At 63.8% G+C, this 19,822-nt stretch carries 18 protein-coding genes; 9 read left to right on the top strand and 9 right to left on the bottom strand.

What is annotated here, in order from left to right:
• Nucleotides 1-67: 67 nt before the first annotated feature.
• Nucleotides 68-1,096 carry a trans-3-hydroxy-L-proline dehydratase gene (locus ACFQ3C_RS08300; RefSeq protein ID WP_380790443.1) on the bottom strand — a complete coding sequence of 343 codons (1,029 nt, stop codon included), beginning with the start codon at nt 1,094-1,096 and terminating at the stop codon, nt 68-70.
• Between the two features lie 314 nt (nt 1,097-1,410).
• Here ACFQ3C_RS08300 and ACFQ3C_RS08295 point away from each other — a divergent pair, with 314 nt between their 5' ends.
• The 4 genes from ACFQ3C_RS08295 to ACFQ3C_RS08280 are packed head-to-tail and all read left to right on the top strand — an operon-like array spanning nt 1,411 to nt 5,690.
• Nucleotides 1,411-2,544 (top strand): MlaE family lipid ABC transporter permease subunit, encoded by a 1,134-nt coding sequence (locus tag ACFQ3C_RS08295; protein WP_380790441.1) that lies wholly within the window; start codon nt 1,411-1,413, stop codon nt 2,542-2,544.
• On the top strand, nt 2,544-3,323 hold the full coding sequence (locus ACFQ3C_RS08290) for an ABC transporter ATP-binding protein (RefSeq protein WP_380790438.1): 780 nt from the start codon (nt 2,544-2,546) through the stop codon (nt 3,321-3,323). The genes ACFQ3C_RS08295 and ACFQ3C_RS08290 overlap by 1 nt, the downstream gene beginning before the upstream one ends.
• A 4-nt stretch (nt 3,324-3,327) precedes the next feature.
• Nucleotides 3,328-5,061, top strand: coding sequence for an MlaD family protein (locus ACFQ3C_RS08285; protein ID WP_380790436.1), 1,734 nt, complete (start codon nt 3,328-3,330; stop codon nt 5,059-5,061).
• Entirely contained in the window at nt 5,058-5,690 is a 633-nt protein-coding gene (locus tag ACFQ3C_RS08280; RefSeq protein ID WP_380790434.1) for an ABC-type transport auxiliary lipoprotein family protein, read from the top strand. The genes ACFQ3C_RS08285 and ACFQ3C_RS08280 overlap by 4 nt, the downstream gene beginning before the upstream one ends.
• 11 nt (nt 5,691-5,701) lie before the next feature.
• Here the strand turns inward: ACFQ3C_RS08280 and ACFQ3C_RS08275 are convergent, their stop codons facing one another.
• Nucleotides 5,702-6,973 carry an MFS transporter gene (locus ACFQ3C_RS08275; protein WP_380790432.1) on the bottom strand — a complete coding sequence of 424 codons (1,272 nt, stop codon included), beginning with the start codon at nt 6,971-6,973 and terminating at the stop codon, nt 5,702-5,704.
• Between the two features lie 217 nt (nt 6,974-7,190).
• On the opposite strand from ACFQ3C_RS08275, the gene ACFQ3C_RS08270 reads away from it, so the two are divergent.
• From ACFQ3C_RS08270 to ACFQ3C_RS08260, 3 genes are all read left to right on the top strand, one after another.
• Complete coding sequence (locus ACFQ3C_RS08270; RefSeq protein WP_380790430.1) at nt 7,191-8,267, top strand: tartrate dehydrogenase; 1,077 nt, start codon at nt 7,191-7,193, stop codon at nt 8,265-8,267.
• Nucleotides 8,264-8,773, top strand: coding sequence for a GNAT family N-acetyltransferase (locus tag ACFQ3C_RS08265; protein WP_380790428.1), 510 nt, complete (start codon nt 8,264-8,266; stop codon nt 8,771-8,773). The genes ACFQ3C_RS08270 and ACFQ3C_RS08265 overlap by 4 nt, the downstream gene beginning before the upstream one ends.
• A 208-nt stretch (nt 8,774-8,981) precedes the next feature.
• The gene (locus ACFQ3C_RS08260; protein WP_380790426.1) at nt 8,982-9,899 is read left to right on the top strand and encodes a calcium/sodium antiporter; all 918 of its coding nucleotides are present in this window, start codon (nt 8,982-8,984) and stop codon (nt 9,897-9,899) included.
• Nucleotides 9,900-9,970: 71 nt separating this feature from the next.
• Here the strand turns inward: ACFQ3C_RS08260 and phoB are convergent, their stop codons facing one another.
• The 6 genes from phoB to ACFQ3C_RS08230 all read right to left on the bottom strand — a co-directional run bounded on the left by phoB (nt 9,971) and on the right by ACFQ3C_RS08230 (nt 16,215).
• Entirely contained in the window at nt 9,971-10,660 is a 690-nt protein-coding gene (gene phoB / locus ACFQ3C_RS08255) for a phosphate regulon transcriptional regulator PhoB (protein WP_380790424.1), read from the bottom strand.
• Nucleotides 10,661-10,664: 4 nt separating this feature from the next.
• Nucleotides 10,665-11,387, bottom strand: a complete 723-nt coding sequence (gene phoU / locus ACFQ3C_RS08250; protein ID WP_380790422.1) for a phosphate signaling complex protein PhoU — start codon at nt 11,385-11,387, stop codon at nt 10,665-10,667.
• 61 nt (nt 11,388-11,448) lie between these two features.
• On the bottom strand, nt 11,449-12,246 hold the full coding sequence (gene pstB, locus ACFQ3C_RS08245) for a phosphate ABC transporter ATP-binding protein PstB (protein ID WP_380790419.1): 798 nt from the start codon (nt 12,244-12,246) through the stop codon (nt 11,449-11,451).
• A 22-nt stretch (nt 12,247-12,268) separates the two neighbouring features.
• Complete coding sequence (gene pstA, locus ACFQ3C_RS08240) at nt 12,269-13,627, bottom strand: phosphate ABC transporter permease PstA (protein WP_380790417.1); 1,359 nt, start codon at nt 13,625-13,627, stop codon at nt 12,269-12,271.
• Nucleotides 13,624-15,084 carry a phosphate ABC transporter permease subunit PstC gene (gene pstC, locus ACFQ3C_RS08235; protein WP_380790415.1) on the bottom strand — a complete coding sequence of 487 codons (1,461 nt, stop codon included), beginning with the start codon at nt 15,082-15,084 and terminating at the stop codon, nt 13,624-13,626. The genes pstA and pstC overlap by 4 nt, the downstream gene beginning before the upstream one ends.
• 75 nt (nt 15,085-15,159) lie before the next feature.
• Entirely contained in the window at nt 15,160-16,215 is a 1,056-nt protein-coding gene (locus ACFQ3C_RS08230; protein ID WP_380790413.1) for a PstS family phosphate ABC transporter substrate-binding protein, read from the bottom strand.
• A gap of 279 nt (nt 16,216-16,494) precedes the next feature.
• Here ACFQ3C_RS08230 and ACFQ3C_RS08225 point away from each other — a divergent pair, with 279 nt between their 5' ends.
• The gene (locus tag ACFQ3C_RS08225; RefSeq protein WP_380790411.1) at nt 16,495-17,676 is read left to right on the top strand and encodes a YbfB/YjiJ family MFS transporter; all 1,182 of its coding nucleotides are present in this window, start codon (nt 16,495-16,497) and stop codon (nt 17,674-17,676) included.
• On the opposite strand, the gene ACFQ3C_RS08220 is transcribed toward ACFQ3C_RS08225, so the two are convergent.
• Nucleotides 17,673-18,137, bottom strand: a complete 465-nt coding sequence (locus ACFQ3C_RS08220; RefSeq protein WP_380790409.1) for an Lrp/AsnC family transcriptional regulator — start codon at nt 18,135-18,137, stop codon at nt 17,673-17,675. The two genes, ACFQ3C_RS08225 and ACFQ3C_RS08220, sit on opposite strands and share 4 nt — an antisense overlap.
• 112 nt (nt 18,138-18,249) lie before the next feature.
• Here ACFQ3C_RS08220 and ACFQ3C_RS08215 point away from each other — a divergent pair, with 112 nt between their 5' ends.
• The gene (locus ACFQ3C_RS08215; protein WP_380791130.1) at nt 18,250-19,692 is read left to right on the top strand and encodes an aminotransferase class V-fold PLP-dependent enzyme; all 1,443 of its coding nucleotides are present in this window, start codon (nt 18,250-18,252) and stop codon (nt 19,690-19,692) included.
• Nucleotides 19,693-19,822 lie beyond the last annotated feature (130 nt).

Below are 19,822 nucleotides of genomic sequence, written 5' to 3'. Positions count from 1 at the left end.
TTCCGCGCCAGCACGCCTGACATCGGCGGTTTTCCCCCGCGCCATGGCTGCCCGTGGCCCGCTGCGGTCAACGCGCGCCCCAGGTGTCTGACAGGCGATATCCCTCGGGCCAGGGGTCGGACGGGTCCAGCATATGCTGGTGAGTCCCCGTCACCCAGCCGCGTCCCGAAATCTCGGGGATGATCGCGGCCTGCCCGCCTACGGTGGTATGGCCAATGATCGTGCCCTCGAAGGTCGATCCGATCACGGACCGCGCCGTCAAGGTGTCGCCCGTCTTCATCCGGCCCCGTGCATGCAGCACCGCCATGCGGGCCGACAAGGCCGTGCCTGTCGGCGAACGATCGACCTTGCCCGGCTGGATCGTCACCGCGGCCCCGGCCTCAAGCCCGGTTGCGCCGCTGGTCAGGGGCCCCGCGAAAAGACAAAAGGAAATATGCCGCCAGTCCGGGTTGTCCGGATGCACGAAGCCAAGCTGCTCATTCGCGGCATTCGTGATCCTGACCCCAAGTCTGGCAATGTCGTGGGCCTCGTCCTGGCGCAGCGCAAACCCCAGCGCGGCAGCATCCACGATCACGAAACTGTCGCCGCCATAGGCCGTATCGACCGTCAGACGGCCCAGCCCCTCGACCTCGAGCGGCGCATCCAGCCTGGACGCGAAAGAGGGCAGGTTCTGCACATTGATCCGTTCCGCCTTGCCGTTGCGACAATCAGCGCGAATCCGCACGATCCCGCCGGGCGCTTCCAGAACAAGATGTGTTACCGGCTCCTGCATCGGAACCAGGCCGCCATCCAGCAGCACGGTCGCCACGCAGATGGCATTCGATCCCGACATCGGCGGGGTATCTTCCGGCTCCATGATGATCCAGGCCGCGTGGGCCTCGGGGTGTTTGGGCGGCACCAGAAGATTGACATGCCGGAAGACCCCGCCGCGCGGTTCGTTCAGCATGAAGTTGCGCAGGGTCTGATCCTGGGCGATCCACCGGCTTTGATCCCAGATCGTGTCACCCGGCGGCGGTAGCACACCGCCCACGATCACGTCACCAACCTCGCCCTCGGCATGGGCGGAAATGACGTGAATTGTCTTGGTGGCGCGCATCCGGGCAATCCTTGCTCATCGGGTCTGTCCGAACTCTTGCACGGTTTGGAAGCGGTCTCAACGGGTCAGGACACTTGCGCGGGCCCTTGGGTCTGCAAGGCTGGCGGGGGCGAAGATATCCCGCTAGACTGGCATGATGGTACGGTAGCTGAAAATTGCCCCGCACGTCGGATCGACCCCTTCCGGACGCAGCAAGGCAAGCGTTTTTCGCATGTCTCGGGGTTTGCTGCCGGTGATCCGGCCGGGCAGGACCGTCACCCCCGGACATCAATGGACATGACGGCCTGGGTGCCGGATGGGAATGGGGACGTTTCTTGCACAGCGCGGCATCAAATCTCTTGCAGGTCGAGGTCGGCGAAACGGGTGACAGCCACCTGGTCACGCTTGGCGGCAGCCTGAGCGTGCAGACGCTGTCCCGGCTTGATGCCCGTCTGCGGGCGCTGCCCGCGCGGCCTGCAAGGCTGGATATGTCCGCGGTCACGCGCCTGGACACGGCCGGGGCCTGGGCGATTGTCACGCTGCAAAAGCGGATGGCCGATGCAGGGCATAGGGTGGAAATCGACGGCGCCAGCACGCAACAGATGGATCTGCTGAAAACGGTTGCCGCCGCATTGCCCGTGATCCCCGAGACGAAGGTCACGCCGCCTGCACTGTCTGATAGGCTTGCAACGGTTGGACGTGCGGTGGCCGGCGGCGCGACCTTCCTGATGGAATTGACAGGCTATCTTGGCATCTTCCTGTCGCGTCTGGGCCGTGCCGCCCTGCATCCGCGCGAATTTCGCCTGACCGCGCTGGTGCATCACTGTCAGGAGGTGGGGCTGCGCGCCGTTCCCATCGTGTCGCTGATGGCCTTCCTGATCGGGGTGGTGCTGGCCTTTCAGGGATCGGCGCAACTGCGCCAGTTCGGCGCCGAGGTCTTTGTGGTGGACCTGATCGCCATCTCGATCCTGCGCGAACTGGGTATTCTGCTGACCTCGATCATCGTGGCCGGTCGTACCGCATCCGCCTTTACCGCGGCCATCGGCTCGATGAAAATGCGCGAGGAAATCGACGCCATGCGGACGCTTGGCATCGACCCGGCGATGGCCCTTTTCGTGCCGCGTATCCTGGCGCTTCTGCTCATGCTGCCGATCCTTGGCCTGATCGCCAATGTGATGGGGCTTCTGGGTGGCGCCATCATGTCCTGGATCGAACTGGGAATTTCCCCGGCGATGTTCCGCACCCGCCTGATTGAAGGGACAGGGATCAGCCATGTGATCGTGGGCATGGTCAAGGCGCCCGTCTTTGCCGTGATCATCGGGGTCGTCGGGTGCCATGCGGGCATGAAAGTCGGCAACAACGCGGAATCGCTGGGGCGGATGACCTCCAACGCGGTTGTGACCGCGATCTTCGCGGTGATCGTCGCCGATGCGCTGTTTTCCATATTCTTCGCGCAGATGGAGATCTGATGGACACCGCGCCGATCATCTCTCTGCGGGGTATCCGCAACCAGTTCGGCGCGCAGGTCGTGCATGACAACCTTGATCTGGACGTCTGGCGTGGCGAAGTGCTGGGGGTGGTCGGCGGATCAGGCACGGGCAAATCCGTCCTGCTGCGTACCATCGTGGGCCTGCTGCGCCCGCGTGCGGGCAGTGTGTTCCTGTTTGGCCAGGACGCGCTTGCGGCCACCGAGGAAGAGCGCGCCATGATCGACCGGCGCACCGGCGTGATGTTCCAGGACGGCGCGCTGTTTTCATCCCTGACGGTGCGCGAGAACATCGAGGTGCCGATGCGCGCCATCGACGGTCTGACACCCGATTTGCGCCGCGCGCTGGCCGATCTGAAGATCGCGATGTCAGGGCTGGCCTGGTCGGCGGGTGACAAGTACCCGTCGGAATTGTCGGGCGGGATGCGCAAGCGCGCCGGGTTGGCGCGGGCCCTGGCCCTGGACCCCGAGATCGTCTTTCTGGACGAACCGACCGCCGGGCTGGATCCCATCGGCGCTTCGGCCTTTGATGCGCTGATCAAGGGGCTGTCGCGGCAATTGGGGCTGACGGTGTTCCTTGTGACCCATGATCTTGATACGCTTCATGCAACCTGTGACCGGATCGCCGTTCTGGCCGAAAAGCGCGTGCTGGTCACCGGCACGATGCAGGAGATGCTGAAGGTGGATCACCCCTGGGTGCATGAGTATTTTCATGGCCCCCGCGCACGTGCCGCAATGGCGGCCAAGGACAGGAACGACTGACATCATGGAAACACGTGCCAATTACGTGCTGATCGGGGCCTTCGCTTTGGCGGGGTTCTTCGGATTGCTGGCGTTCCTGTTGTGGTTCGCCCGGTTCGAACTGGATCGGCAGTTCGCTTATTACGATGTGCGTTTCACTTCGGTATCGGGGCTGTCCCGCGCCTCCGAAGTGCGGTTTTCGGGGCTGCCCGTGGGGCAGGTGGTGGATGTGCGGCTATCGCCTGACCGCGACGGCACGGTTCTGGCCCGGCTGGAAGTGACGGGCGATACGCCGGTGCGCGCCGACAGCATCGCCACGATTGAATCGATGGGTGTGACGGGTGTTTCTTTTGTCGGGATCAGCGCGGGCGATCCGCAGGCGCCCTTGCTGCGTGACGATGAAACCATCCCCGAGATCCCGGCGGGCCGCTCGGTGCTGCAAAGCATCACCGAAGACGCGCCCGAGATCGTGGCCGAAGCCCTGGCCGTGATGCAGAAGATCGGCGAGATCCTGAACGAGGACAACCAGCAGAAGGTTCAGGACATCCTGGACAACCTGGCCCAGTCTTCCGGCGAGTTGAGCCAGGCCCTGGCCGATTTTGCCGTGGTCAGCCAGACCATCGCCAGCGCCTCGGTGGATATTGCCGGCTTCACCGGGCGGCTTGATCCGGTGATCGGTGCGGTCGAAGGGACGCTGGGCAATGTGGATACGACGCTGGATGCTTTCACGACATTGTCCCAGCGGTTGATCTCCTCGCTTGATGTGGGCGATGCGGCCCTGGCCAGCGGACGCGTGGCGCTGGATGCGGCCGAGGTGTTCATGACCGGGGACTTGCCGGTGATCGTGCAGGACCTGACCGCGACGACAAAATTGCTGCGCGAACAGACCGAAGTTCTCGTTGCCGACGCGCGCGAGTTGATCGCCACCTTCAAGGCAACCGGAACGCAAGCCACCGCCCGCCTGACCGAGGCGCGCGCGACCCTTCAGGCGACGGAAACCACGATTGCCCGCCTGCTTGAAACGCTGGACAGGATCGACGCTGCGGCGACATCCTTTGATGATCTGATCACGAATGACGGCACGGCCCTGATGGCTGAAACGCGGGCCATGATTGCCAATGCGGACAGCGCCGTGGGCATGATCAGCAATGTCGCCCAATCGGATCTGCCCACGATCGTCGCGGATATCCGCAGCGCAACCGGCACCGCCAGTCGCGTGATCGAAGACCTGGGGCAGCAGATCGGTGCGGCGGCCGGACGGGTCGAGGGTTTGACCGATGGCGCGGCCCAGGCCCTGGCCCAGGTCACGGATACTTTTGCGAATGCCAACCAGACACTTGATGCTATCAACGCGGCACTCGAGACCGGAGAGCGCACATTGGATGCCGCCGAGCGCGCCTTTGCCGGTGCGGACCGCGTGATCAACGAGGATATCGGCGCGATGACGGCCGATCTGCGCCAGGTGATGGAGCGGCTCGACGGTGCGATCGCCACGGTGTCAGCAGATCTGCCCGAGATCACCGCCGATCTGCGGCGCGCGGCTGAAACCGCCAACACCACCTTTGCGGACCTGGGGCGGATCGTGACGGATGTCGGCACGCCGGTGGGCGATTTCGCATCCAATGGCTTGCCGCAATACGCGCAATTGGCGCGTGAAACCCGCAATCTGATCGCCAATCTCGAAAGCCTGGTGCGTCAGATCCAGCGTGATCCGGCCCGCTTTTTCCTCAACCGCCAGACACCGGAGTTCAGAAGATGACCTTGATCCGCACGGCCTTGCCCGCAGTATTCGCGCTGACGCTTGCGGGCTGTTCCGCATTGTCGTCACTGACTGATGCGACAACGCCCCTGGACGCGTTCGAACTGCGCGCGCCCGTCGCATTGCCCGCCGTCCAGGGCAGTGTCCGCCGCGATCTGGTGATCGAAACACCCACAGCGGGCGGCGCGCTGGATACTGACCGGATCATGATCCGTCCGGGTCCGTTTCAGGCGCAATACCTTCCCGGCGCGCGCTGGACGGATACGGCCCCCGTCATGTTGCAAAACCTGATGCTGCGCAGCTTCGAGGATACCAATGCCCTGCGCTATGTGGGCCGCAGACCCCTGGGCGGCACGGGGGATTACGTGCTTGTCTCCGAGCTGACCGATTTCCAGGCCGAACTCGCCGCTGAAGGCCAGGCGGTGACCACAAGGGTGCGTCTGACCGCGCGTCTTGTGCGCGAATCCGACGCTTCTGTCATCGGCAGCCGGACAGTCCAGACAACGGCGCAGGCGGCTTCGACAGACACGCTTGCGGTCGTGGAAAGCTTCGATCAGGCCACGGGCGCTGCGCTGCAGGATCTTGCGGGATGGGCATTGCGCCTGATTGGCGTCCGCTTCACCAGCTGAAGCATTGCCGATCAGTCCCGTCTGCCTTCGTCCAGTGGCGCACCCGCCGCAAGAGCCGCGGTTTCAGGTGTGCTGGCCCGCGCGATCGGCGACACCTGAAAGGCGCCTTTCGCGGCGCTTGGCAGGCTCGCCCGGGCGCGCAGCCTGACGACCGCAAAAACCAGCAGCAGGACATGGGCAAAGGCCGTCGTCATGAACAGGCTTTGCGGCCCGAAGGATGTCATGGCAAAGCCTGCCGTGGTTGGTCCGAGGATGGACCCGATCCCGTAGATCAGCAAAAGGCCGCCGCTGATCTGGATGAAGGATCCCGGCTGCGCGTGGTCATTTGCATGGGCGACAATCACGGGATACATCGCAAAGACAGCCGCGCCAAAGACTGCCACATTGGCGATCAGCAAGACGGGCTGCGTCATGCCGCCGAAGATGAAGACCAGATCGGCCATCAAGGCGACGATCCCCGTTCCGATCAGCACAAGCCTGCGGTCTTTCCGGTCTGACAGCATGCCGATCGGCACCTGCGCGGCTGCCCCGGCCAGGATGGGTATGCTGGCAAAAAGTGCGATCTCGCTGGTGGTCAGGCCAACCCGCGCACCATAGACCGCGGCCAGCGTGCCGAAGGTCGAATTCGAAATCCCGACCATCAGTACGGCAAACACCGCGATCGGCGAATTCCGCCAAAGCGCGCGCAGGTCCAGCGACACGCTGACAAGCGCCGTCGGGGTCGACGTGGCCGACAGCGCCGTCGGCAAAAGCGCCATGCAATAGAACACGGCCGCCACGACAAAGAACAGAAAGCCGCGCGCGTCCCCCATGGTCAGGACCATCTGACCGCAGGTCGTCGCTGCAAGATTGACCATCGTGTAGATGCCGAACACGCGCCCCCGCGATGCGCTTTCCGTGCGCTCGTTCAGCCAGCTTTCCACGATCATCGCGGCACCGGCAAAGCAGAACCCCGACAGGGCGCGCAGCGGTATCCAGACATAGGGTGTCAGGAAGATCAGGGACAAAAGCACCGTGATGGCAGCCATGGCGCACATCACCCCGAAGGCCCGGATATGTCCGACCTTGGACACCAGCGCCGGGGTCCGCAGGCACCCCGCGACATAGCCTATGGCCCATCCGGTCCCCAGAAGCCCCAGCGACGCGGCCGAGAACCCCTCGAACTGTCCGCGCAAGGGCAGGATCAGACCATTGAGGCCCCCGGCAAACAGCAGGAAGGCGGATCCGACGAAAAGCGCGGTCAGGGGAAGCAGACTTTTGAACATCCGCGTCAGCTTAACCATGCAAGGCCCCATGCGGCAAGACTGGGAGGAGGGGCATTTGCCTGGTGATCGCCTTGACGCGCCCCCTCTCTTGATTGACGCGGTCTGAACTGTGCTGCCATATCGCGCAAGCGGCACCGATACGGTGCCATGCGGGGGCAGGGGTGATGTTGCGCGGTCGCCTTGGCTTGCCGGGTTTCACGCGGTCTGGTTCTGGCCCAAAAGGAAAGATGTCGTCATGAGGACTTACAGGATCGCGGCCATACCGGCCGATGGTATCGGCCCCGAGGTGATCGCCGCCGGCCTTCAGGCGCTTGAGGCGCTGGAGCGTCGCGATGGCGGCTTCCGGCTGGATGTCACCACTTTCGACTGGGGCTCGGATTACTACAGAAAGACCGGCGCCATGATGCCCGAGGACGGGACAGAGCAACTGAAAGCCTTTGACGCGATCTTTTTCGGCGCGGTCGGTGCGCCCGATGTGCCGGACCACATAACCCTTTGGGGTCTGCGCCTGCCGATCTGTCAGGGCTTCGACCAATATGCCAATGTGCGCCCCACCCGGATCCTGCCGGGTATCCGCTCGCCCCTGGCGGATGTCGGGCCGGGGGATCTGGATTGGGTCATCGTGCGCGAGAACTCCGAAGGGGAATATTCCGGGATAGGCGGGCGGGCGCACAAGGGCCTTCCCGAGGAAGTCGGCACCGAAGTGTCGATCTTCACCCGCGTCGGCGTGACCCGCATCATGCGCTATGCCTTCAAGCTGGCGCAATCGCGGCCGCGCAAGCTGCTGACCGTCGTGACGAAATCCAACGCCCAGCGTTTCGGAATGGTGATGTGGGATGAAATCGCCGCCGAAGTCGCCAAGGACTACCCCGATGTGACCTGGGACAAGATGCTGGTCGATGCGATGACGGTCCGCATGGTCAAGAACCCGCGCAGCCTTGATACGATTGTCGCCACCAACCTGCATGCCGATATCCTGTCGGATCTTGCGGGGGCCCTGGCCGGCAGCCTTGGCGTGGCGCCGACGGCGAATATCGATCCCGAACGCCGTTACCCTTCGATGTTCGAGCCGATCCACGGATCGGCCTTCGATATTACAGGCAAAGGGATCGCCAACCCGGTCGCGACCTTCTGGACCGCGGCCCAGATGCTGGAGCACTTGGGCGAACCCGCGGCTGCGGCCCGGCTGATGCGCGCTGTCGAAAAGGTCTGCGCGGACGGCGTGATGACCCCGGATGTCGGCGGCACGGCCACGACGCGGCACGTCGCGGACGCGGTGTGCGAGGCTATTCGGATGGAAAACATCCCATGATCCTCAGAGCGGCCAAGCCCGAGGATGCGTCCAGCATCGCGGCCATCTCGCTCGAGGTCTGGATCGGCACCTATCTGAAAAAGGGCGTCAGCGCCTTTTTCGCGGACTATGCCCTGCGCAGGTTCACCGCGGCCAAGGCCGGGATGCTGATCGCGGATCCGGCGGAATTCATCCTTGTTTCCCAGAACGACGACGGCATCGACGGGTTCATCCGTGTGTCCGAAGGCAGCACCGCCCCGGTGGAAGGCTGTTCCGGTTTCGAGATCGCCACCTTTTACGTGCAGCCCCGTCACCATGGCAAAGGCATCGGCACGGGCTTGTTGAATGCCGCCCTCGCGCATTGCCGCAGCAGGTCCGCAGCCTCTGTCTGGTTGACGACCAACGCAGAGAATGCGCCCGCCATCGCCTTCTATCTCGAGCGCGGCTTCGTCGAGGTCGGAAAGAGCGACTTCACCATCGAGAACGAACATTATCTGAACAACGTCTATCTGCATCCTCTGTCCTGATCGCAAACCTTGTCTGCCAGGGGCCGTGCCGCGCCGCAAACCAGCGCCGTGAACCAGCGCCGCAACCCAGCGTCGTGAAAGCCGGTCCCATCGGCGGCTTTTCCTTTCGGGGATCGACGGAAATATTTTTTCGCCCGCCTTGCAGGACCGTGTGGCGATAAACACCTGTGGCGTCCGGGCAGGTGTTCTGCCCGAGGGGGCGCTTCGCGTGGATTACCTTTTCATTTTCCTTGGATTGCTGGGTCTTTTTCTGGGCGGTGAGGCCCTTGTGCGTGGCAGTGTCGGCATTGCCCGCCGCATGTCCATCTCGCCCTTGTTGATCGGTCTGACGGTTGTGGGGTTCGGAACCTCGACACCGGAACTTCTTGTCTCGGTCGATGCGGCGTGGCGCGGTGTCCCGGATATCGCGCTGGGCAATGTCATCGGTTCGAACATCGCCAATATCCTGCTGATCGTCGGCCTGTCCGCCGTGATCTGGCCGATCAAGGTCATGGGCGACACCCTGCGGCGCGATACGGCCGTCATGATGGCCGCAGCCCTGGCAATGGTGCCCTTGTTCGCCATGGGGCATTTGGGGCGCCTGGCCGGCATCATCCTGGTTGCGGGGCTTGCGGGCTATCTGATCTGGGCCTATCGCCAGCCCGGTGCGGCAGCACCCGACGAGATCGACCAACCCGCCCCGGCATCCGTCGCGATCTCCGGCCTTTGGGTTGTCGGCGGCTTGATCGCGCTGATGCTTGGGGCCCGCTTTCTTGTGGACGGGTCGGTGTCCATCGCGCGCGGCTATGGCATTTCCGAGGCCTTCATCGGCCTGACGATCGTGGCCATAGGAACATCCCTGCCGGAACTCGCGACCTCATTGATCGCGGCATTGCGCCGGCAGTCGGAAATCGCGATCGGCAATATCGTCGGATCGAACATCTTCAACATTCTGGGTATCCTGGGGCTGACGGCCGTGATCACGCCTGTGCCCGTTGCGCCGCGCTTCCTGGCCTTTGATCTGCCGATCCTGATCGCGGTGTCCCTGGTGCTGACCCTGCTGCTGGTGACGCGCCCCGTGATAGGGCGCATGGTGGGCGTGGCGATGTTGCTGGCCTATGCCGCCTATGTCTGGGCCGCGCAATGAGGCGTCAAGGCACGGGGGCGCTTGCGGCAGCCCGGCCTTGCGCGCATCGAGCGTCGGGCCGTGGCCCGGGTTCACCCCAGCGCGTAGCCTGCACCGCGTACGGTGCGTAGTGGATCACTGCCGCCATGCAGGGTCAGCGCCTTGCGCAGCCGGCCGATGTGCACATCGACCGTGCGGGTATCGATATAGATATCGCGACCCCAGACACGGTCCAGCAGCTGATCGCGGCTCCAGACCCGGCCCGGCTTTTCCATGAAGGTCGACAGCAGGCGAAACTCGGTCGGGCCCAGTTTCAGCGGCTTGCCGGCGCGGCTGACACGGTGGGTTTCGCTATCCAGGACGATATCTTCGTATTCCAGCCGGCCACCCACGCTGGCGGGGCGCGTCCGGCGCAGCTGCGCGCGCACCCGCGCCATCAGCTCGACTACCGAATAGGGCTTGATCACATAGTCATCGGCCCCGGTTTCCAGTCCGCGCACCTTGTCCACCTCTTCCGAGCGGGCGGACAGCATGATCACCGGCACCTTGCGCGTATCGGCTCGCATCTTCAGTTGCCGGCAGACCTCGATCCCCGAGACATTGGGCAGCATCCAGTCCAGCACGATCAGATCGGGCATTTCCTCGGCCACCAGCAGCAAGGCTTCCTCGCCATTCTCGGCGCGACTGACGCGAAACCCCTCGGCCTCCAGATTATAGGCAAGCACCTCGCGCTGGGCTGGCTCGTCCTCGACGATCAGAACGGTGGGTTGATCGCCAGCCATATCCTCAATCCTTCGCGTCCGGCATGTCGAATGACACGTTGTCGCCCTTGGGTCGCTGATCGTCCGGCATCTGGCCTGTCACCAGATAGACGACCTGCTCGGCGATCGAGGTCACATGATCGCCCATCCGCTCGGTGTTCTTGGCGATGAAATGCAGATGCATGCAGGCGGTGATGTTGCGCGGGTCTTCCATCATGAACGTCAGGAATTCACGGAACAGGGCGTTGTACATCTGGTCCACGTCGCGGTCGCGCTGGATCACGTCCAGCGCCAGTTCCGCATCACGCTGGATATAGGCGTCCAGCGCGTCTTTCAGCATCATCTGCACCTCGCGCGCCATGCGGCGCAGGGCGGCGTGGCTGCCGTTGATCGGGCTCATCTGCACCAGGACCGATGTCCGCTTGGCCATGTTCTTGGCGTAGTCGCCGATCCGCTCCAGGTTGGCGCTGATTTTCATCACCGACAGCACCACGCGCAGGTCGATCGCGGTGGGCGCCCGCAAGGCGATGACCCGTGCGGCGGTTTCGTTGATCAGCTCTTCCAGCTCGTCGATGGCCTTGTCGCCGGCGCGAACCTTCTCGGCCATTTCCTCGTCACGATCGGCCAGCGATTGCGCGGCGTCCAGGATCGCGGCCTCGACCAGGCCGCCCATCTTCATGATCTGGCCCTGAATGCCTTCAAGGTCGCGGTCAAAGGCCGAGGCGATATGTTGCGTGCTGTCAGACATGAGGTTCGGTCTTCCTGTTCAATAAGGCGTCCTGCGGCCTGGTCAGGCCGCGGTCGCGGGGTCAGCCGATACGGCCGGTAATGTAGCTTTCGGTACGCGGATCGCTGGGATTGGTGAAAATATGGCTGGTGTCGCCATACTCGACCAGATTGCCCAGGTGGAAAAACGCCGTCTTCTGGCTGACGCGGGCGGCCTGCTGCATGGAATGGGTCACGATCACCACCGAAAAGCTGGCCCGCAGCTCGTCGATCAGTTCCTCGACCTGGGCCGTGGCAATCGGGTCCAGCGCCGAGCAGGGCTCGTCCATCAGCAGCACTTCGGGTGCGGTGGCGATGGCCCGCGCGATGCACAGGCGCTGCTGCTGGCCACCCGACAAACCGGTTCCAGCCTCGGTCAGGCGGTCCTTGACCTCTTTCCACAGCGCCGCCTTTCGCAGGCTTTCCTCGACGATCTGGTCAAGTTCAGCCTTGGACCGGGTCAGCCCGTGGATCTTGGGGCCGTAAGCCACGTTGTCATAGATCGACTTGGGAAAGGGGTTGGGTTTCTGGAAAACCATGCCGACCTTGGCGCGCAGCTGCACGGGATCGACGCGCTTGTCATAGATGTTCTCTCCGTCCAGCAGGATCTCGCCCTCGACCCGCGCGCTTGCGATCGTGTCGTTCATCCGGTTCAGGCAGCGCAGGAAGGTGGACTTGCCGCAGCCCGACGGCCCGATGAAGGCAGTGACTGTATTGTCCAGGATATCGACGTTCACATCCTGCAACGCCTGCTTCTCGCCGTAAAAGACCTGCACGCCGCGTGCGGTGATTTTCGTGTTGGTTTGGGTCACTCTCGTCTCCAGATTGGGCGCGTCATACATGTCTTGCATCCTTGTCCGCAGGTTACCAGCGACGCTCGAACCGCCGGCGCAGGATGATCGCGATGATGTTCATCGTCACCAGGAAGGCCAGCAGAACGATGATCGCACCGGCAGACCGTTCGATAAAGGCGGGGTCGGACCGCGAGGCCCAGGAATAGACCTGCACGGGCAGGGCGGTGGCGGGGTCCAGCACACCGCCATCCAGCGGGCTTGCGGGGTAGTTCGCCACAAAGGCGACCATCCCGATCAGCAGCAGCGGCGCAGTCTCGCCCAGGGCCGAGGCCAGGCCCAGGATCGTGCCGGTCAGGATGCCGGGGGCGGCCAGCGGCAGCACATGATGGAACACCGTCTGCATCTTCGACGCGCCCACACCCAGCGCCGCATCGCGGATCGAAGGCGGCACGGCCCGGATCGCGGCGCGGGTGGCGATGATGATCGTGGGCAGGGTCATCAGCGTCAGCACCAGCGCACCGACCAGCGGCGAGGATTGTGGAAACTTGGCGAAGTTGATGAAGATCGCCAGGCCAAGAATCCCGTAGACGATGGACGGCACCGCGGCCAGGTTCGAGATGTTCACCTCGATGATGTCGGTCCAGCGGTTCTTGGGGGCGAATTCCTCAAGGTAGATCGACGCGGCGACACCCAGCGGCAGCACCATGATCACCACCAGCGCCATCATGTAGGCCGAACCGATCAGCGCCACGCCAAGACCCGCCGCCTCAGGCCGCTGGTCCGAGGCATCGGGCGCCGTCAGGAAGCTCCAGTTGAACTTGGCGGTCAGGATCCCCTCGGCCTGCATCCGGTCGGCCAGATCAAGCTGGGCCACCGAGATATTGGTATCCCGCTCTGCCGTGTCGCGGGTGACGCGGCCCTTGAGATAGCCGTCAATCCGGCCCGTGGCAAAACCGCTGACCTCGATCGTCTGACCCAGCAATGCGGGCTGCTCCAGCACCATGTCACGCACCCGCGCCGGGGTATCGCGCGAGATGAAGGCGGCAACATCCTTGTCGGTGACCCCTTCGGTGGAAATGCCGCGCGCCTCCAGATGGGCCAGAAGCTGCGCGTTCAGCAGCTTGGTGTAACCAATCGTGGTCACGCGCATCATCTCGGCCCGGTCGCGGTTGCCCTTGGGGTCCAGCGCATCGGCGTCCAGGGTGACCGGAAAGCTGAGTGTCGCCTGCTTGAAGGCCGACACCCCGTCCGAAAAGATCGTCCACAGCATGATCGCAAGCACCGACAGGCTGACGCAGATCGCGGCCACGCCATAGGCCTTGAAACGCGCCTCTGCCGCGTTGCGCTTTTTCATCAACGCGTTCTGCGTCAGCAAGGACGTGCGAACCGGGGCCGGTGCCGGGGATTGGGCAGAAGTGGCGTCGGTCATTCGTATTGCTCCCGGTATTTGCGTACCACCCAGAGGGCGAAGATGTTCAGGCCCAGCGTGATGACGAACAGCGTCATGCCAAGCGCGAAGGCGACAAGCGTCTCGGGCGAGTTGAATTCCGTATCGCCCGTCAGCTGGCTGACGATCTTGACGGTGATCGTTGTCATCGCCTCGAACGGGTTCATGTCCAGCTTGGCGGCGGCGCCTGCGCCCATCGTCACGATCATCGTCTCGCCGATGGCCCGGCTGGCAGCCAGCAGGATGGCGCCCACGATACCCGGCAGGGCGGCGGGCAGGATCACCTGCCGCACGGTTTCCGATTTGGTGGCACCCAGCCCATAGGATCCGTCACGCAACGATTGCGGCACCGCGTTGATGATGTCATCGGCAAGCGATGAAATGAAAGGGATGTTCAGAACCCCGATCACAAGGCCCGCCGTCATGACCGACGATCCTGATGATCCCAGCCCGGTGGGCACGGCGAACCAGTCGCGCAGGAAAGGCCCGACGGTGACCAGCGCGAACAGGCCGAAGACGACCGTGGGAATACCCGCGATCACCTCGATCAGCGGCTTGATGACGGATCGCACACGCGGGCTGGCATATTCGGCAAGGTAGATCGCGGTGAACAGGCCCGTGGGCACGGCCACGATCATCGCGACCAGGCTGATGTAAAGCGTGCCCCACAGCAGCGGCAGAAGGCCAAGTTCGCTGTTGCCCTGGAAACTGGGTTGCCAGGTCAGCCCGAACAGGAAATCCTTGAACGGATACATCGAGGAAAAGCGGATCGTTTCCGACAGCATCGACATCACGATGCCCACGGTGGTCAGGATCGCGATGGTCGAGGCCAGGATCAGCACGCCCAGGATCACCGCCTCTACGCGGTTGCGCGCCCGGAAATCGCCGTGCGTGATCCGCAACGCATAGGCCAGACCGGCCAGCGCCGCGATCAGTGTGACGATGGCACGTCCCAGCGCCCCGGTAGACGCTAGCGCGCGATAGCTTTGCGCGGCGTCCAGCACCTCGGGTGTTACCTCTGACCCCAGCGCCACCCCAACCGCGCCCAGGCGTTCGCGTACCGATCCGTCGGCCACGGTGATCGTCTCGGCCTCTTGCGGGGTCAGCGCGCCTGCGGCCACGGCCACGTCCAGCCCTTCGGCGACGCGGCGCACATCGGCCATCAGCAGGATGCGCTGGCTGTCATTCTCGAATTGTTCGGCGGGAAAGTAATCGGCCAGCTGCCGCTCGATCACCAGCGGTTGTGCGATCAGCCACAGGGTCAGGACGGCCATCGCGGGCAGAAAGGCCATGATGGCCCCGTGCCAGGCGTAATAGCCGGGCAGCGAATGCAGACGGCGGGTATTGCCGTCAACGGACGAAAGGGCGCGGCGGCGCCCCAGAACAAAACCGGCAATGGCGAGAACACCAAGAACGATGATCAGCAAGAAGACGGACATGGTGTTTCCCGACAGTATTTTTCGGAACGTCGCCGCCCTCCGGCCATCAAGCCGGAGGGCGATGTTTCAGTCAGATCAGTTCAGCGGACCCATCGGCGTGCGATTGGCCACCATGTCCTGGGTCGCGGCCAGTTCGGGGTCCGATACAAGGCCGTATTCCGCCAGCGGGCCATCGGGGCCTGCCATGTCGTCGGACACGAAGAACTCGATATATTCCTGCAGGCCGGGGATCACGTCCAGATGCGCCAGCTTCACGTAGAAATACAGCGGACGCGACACCGGATAGTCACCCGCCGCGATCGATTCGGTCGAGGGAACGACACCGTTCATCGTGCCGACGCGCAGCTTGTCGGTGTTGTTCTGGTAGAACGACAGGCCGAAGACGCCGATCGCCTTCTTGTCAGCTTCCAGACGTGCCAGCGTTTCGGTGTAGTCGCCGTCGATGTCCACGTTGCGGCCATCGGTACGCAGCTTTGTGCATTCACCCTTGGCGGCGCGGGCCTTGGCCTTGTCATCCGCGCCCTCGGCAACGGCCAGGAACAGGTCATAGGCGCCGGTGGCCTTGCAGCCTTCATAGATCACACGCTCGTCAAAGACCTCGCGCGTGCCGTGCTTGGTGCCGGGCGACAGGACCAGGATCTCCTGCGCGGGCATGGCGCTGTTGAAATCCGACCACATGCTGTGGGGGTTGGCGACAATGGCGCCATCCTTGGCCACCTGGGCGCCCAGCGCATTGAAAAGATCGGCCGGGGTAAAGGCGAATTCCGGGCCGTTCACATCCGAGGCAAAGACGATGCCGTCATAGCCGAAACGGACTTCCATCACCTCGGTCACGCCATTGGCCGCGCAGGTATCGAGGTCTCTCTGAGAGATCCGCGAGGACGAGTTGGCGATATCCACGGTATTGGTGCCCACGCCTTCGCACATCTTGGCGCGGCCTGCGCCCGAACCACCACCTTCCACGACCGGGGTCGGGAAATCGAAATTCTCGCCAAAGGCTTCGGCAACGATGGTCGAATAGGGCAGCACGGTCGACGAACCGGTGATCTGCACGTTGTCGCGGGCCGAGGCCGTCGTGGCAGTTGCTGCCGCCAGAACGACTGCCGATGCGGCGAGTTTTGCAAATGACATGAGATGTCTCCTGTTTGCGGTTTTTCACGACCACCACCCGTGGCGATCTGGCACCGCAGCTATGCCCCGTTCCTAACCCTGATATGAAAGTTATGTAAAAGTTTTGTGACAAAACCCCTGTGACCGGCACCCGGATGACCTGCCGCAATCACGCAAGAGGGGTTGCGCCGCCCTTGTTTCATTGACAGCGTGCCGCGAAGGACATCCCGAAAGGGGATCATCCCAGCGGCAAGGGCCTGTCATGTTGATGCATGTCACATATCCATCGGGGATGGCCGCATGAGCGCGGCGCCGACTCGGCCATGGCTGGTGCTGACCGGTCTGGCCCTGGGCGTCACGGTGACCAATGGCTTTGCCCGATTCGCCTATGGGCTGATCCTGCCGGCGATGAAATCGGAAATGGCCTGGAGCTATGCCCAGGCAGGCTGGCTGAATACGGCCAATGCGCTGGGCTATATCCTTGGGGCGGTTCTGACGATGATCCTGATCCGTCACATTCCGCCGACACGGCTTTTCGCGATCGGGCTGGTGGCCACCACCCTTGCCCTGCTGGCGACCGGCCTGCATGCGGCGCTGTGGTGGCAGACGATGTGGCGCATCGTGGCCGGCGTGGTGGGCGCGATGTCCTTTTCGACGGCCGGCGCGCTGGCGGCGGGCCTGTTTCAGGGCGATCCGCGCCGCAATGCCCTGGCCATTGCCATCCTGTTCGGATCTGGCGGGGGTCTTGGCATCGTGCTGGCGGGCGCGGCGCTGCCCCTGATGCTGGACGCCTGGGGGCCGGCGTCATGGCCCCTTGGCTGGATCGTGATCGGGGCGATCAGCCTGTCCTTTGTCCCTCTCGGCCTCTGGGCCGCCTTCCAGCTGCGCGCGCCGGTGCAATCCACGGGCAAGCCCGCGCCGCTGCCGATCCGCCGGATGCTGCCGCAACTGGCAGGTTATGCGGGGTTCGGACTGGGCTATATCGTCTACCTGACCTTCCTGTCGGCATGGATGACCGAACAGGCCGCCAGCGCGCCCTTCATGGCGCTGGTCTGGGTGGTTCTTGGCACCAGTATCTGCCTGTCGCCCCTTGTCTGGCGGCCCGTGCTGGCGCGCCATGCCTCGGGCCTGCCACTTGCGATGATCCTGACCGGCATCGCCATCGGATCGGCCTTGCCGGTGCTGTTGCCCAAGGGGCCGGTGCTGCTGATTTCGGCGGTGATCTTCGGCCTATCGGTCTTCATGGCGCCTGGGGCCGTGACGAATTTCGCCCGCAAGAACCTGCCCCCCGAGGCCTGGGGCCGCGCGATCAGCCTTTTCACCGTGGTCTTTGCCGTGGCCCAGACCGCCGGCCCCTATGGCGCGGGCCTTGTGGGGGACCTGACCGGCAATATCGGGGTCAGCCTTGTCGCGGCAGCCGGCCTGCTGATGCTGGGCGCGGTCTGCGCGCTGCTGCAGCGCCCGCTGGATCCGCAGACCTAGTGGAACAGGTCGCGCGGCCGGTTCTCAAGCAACCCTTCCATCGAGAAGAGGCCCGTGACCGTGGTAAAATCGAACCCGGTGATCAGGCGCTGATAGAACTGGTCATAGCCGCGCATCCCCCGGCACACGACCTTCAGCATGTAATCCCAATCGCCGCCGATGCGGTAGAAATCCACAACTTCGGGCAGGCTTTTGACGTGGCGGGCAAAAACCTCTGCCCAGTCCTTGGAATGGTGGCTGGTGCGGATCATCACGAATACCGTCAGGTCCATGCCCAGCCGCGACAGGTCCACCGTCACGCGGGCATTGCTGATCAACCCTGACGCCTGAAGCCGCTGCATCCGCCGCCAGCAGGCATTCTGCGACAGCCCCACGCGATCCGCCAGTTCGCGCTGCGATAGCGTGGCGTCCTTTTGCAGCTGGGTCAGGATTTTCAGATCAAGATCATCAATTTGGTCCATAAATTCGATCATATGACACAATAATTCAGAAAGTCAGCCATGAATTTGGGAAAAATCCTGCGTTTTGCTGCGCTATTGTCCCCTTCAGCGAACAGGAGGGACCATGCGCGACATGACAGCAACGACCACGGCGCCACTTGATGATTTCCGGGCATCCCTGATGACCGCCGACAGGCTGGCCGATCTGCGGGCCGGGCTGATCGGTGAAGGGGTGATGATCGACGGGCCCTTCGGCCCGAAACCGCTGGTCTATGCCGACTATACCGCCTCGGGCCGGGCGCTGATGCAGGTGGAACGCTTCGTGATGGAACAGGTTCTGCCCTTCTATGCGAACAGCCACACAGAGGCGTCGTTCTGCGGCGGCCGCATGACACGCCTGCGGGCCGAGGCCCGCGCCGCCATCGCGCGGCTTTGCGGCGCGGGGCCGGATCACGCCGTGATCTTCTGCGGCGCGGGTGCGACGGCGGGGATCAACCGCCTTGTGGCGCTGCTGGGGGCAGATGACGCCACTACACCCGTGCGCGTCATCCTTGGCCCCTATGAGCATCATTCGAATATCCTGCCCTGGCGCGAAAGCGGGGCCGAAATCGTGACCCTTCCCGCCGCACCGGAAGGCGGCCCCGATCCCGTCGCGCTGGACGCGGCATTGCACACCGCCCCCGGTCGCGTGATCTGCGCCTTTTCGGCCGCATCGAACATCACCGGAATCCTGGCCGATGTCCAAGGGCTGACCCGGCAGGTCAAGGCGGCAGGTGCGCTGATGGTCTGGGACTATGCGGGTGGCGGGCCTTATCTGCCCATCCACATGACCCCGGCCGCCGATGCGCCCATCGACGCCATCGTGACCTCGCCGCACAAGTTCACCGGCGGGCCCGCGGCCTCTGGCGTGATGATCCTGCGGCGCGACGCGTTGCGGACCACGACACCGACATGGCCGGGCGGCGGCACGGTGCGCTTCGTTGCCCCGGACAGCCACGACTACAGCCTTACGCTTGAGGCGCGCGAAGAGGCGGGCACCCCCGATGTGATCGGCGATATCCGCGCCGCACTGGCCTTTCTGGTCAAGGACGCCATGGGAACCGACGCGATCACCATCCGCAATCAGGATCTGATCGCGCGGGCCGAGGCGCGTCTGCGGCATCATCCCCGGATTGATCTGCTGGGACCGGCCTTGCCGAACCGTTTGCCGATCCTGTCTTTCCGGCTGTCGGACGGGCAGGGCGGATATGTGCATCAGCAGCTTGTGACCCGCCTTCTCAGCGATCGCTACGGGATTCAGGCGCGTGGCGGCTGTGCCTGCGCGGGCCCATATGTGCATGAACTGCTCGGGATAGATCCCACGGCATCCGCCAACCTGCGCGAGGCGATCCTGGCAGGGCACGAGGTGGCAAAGCCCGGATTTACCCGGCTGAACCTGAGCCTGCTGATGACGGACGACAAGGTGGATTTCATCCTGAACAGCATCGTCGATCTTGCTGGGCGCGCGGCCGACATGGCGCAGGGCTACAGCTGCGACACCGCGCGCGCCATTTTCACGCCGCGCATCGCCGCCTGACGCACGGCAGGCCACACCGCCGGACGACGGCCACGTCACATCAGCGTGATGTGATCTATGGGTTGTAACGATCCCATGCCTGCCCCGAACTGGACTGCACCCCAAGGGCGCATCACGGGAAAGGAGCGCA

The organism is Seohaeicola saemankumensis (genome assembly GCF_042678485.1).
Taxonomy (GTDB): Bacteria; Pseudomonadota; Alphaproteobacteria; order Rhodobacterales; family Rhodobacteraceae; genus Seohaeicola; species Seohaeicola saemankumensis.
Note: the sequence above shows the minus strand (reverse complement) of the source record. Positions and strands in the feature narration are given on the sequence as shown.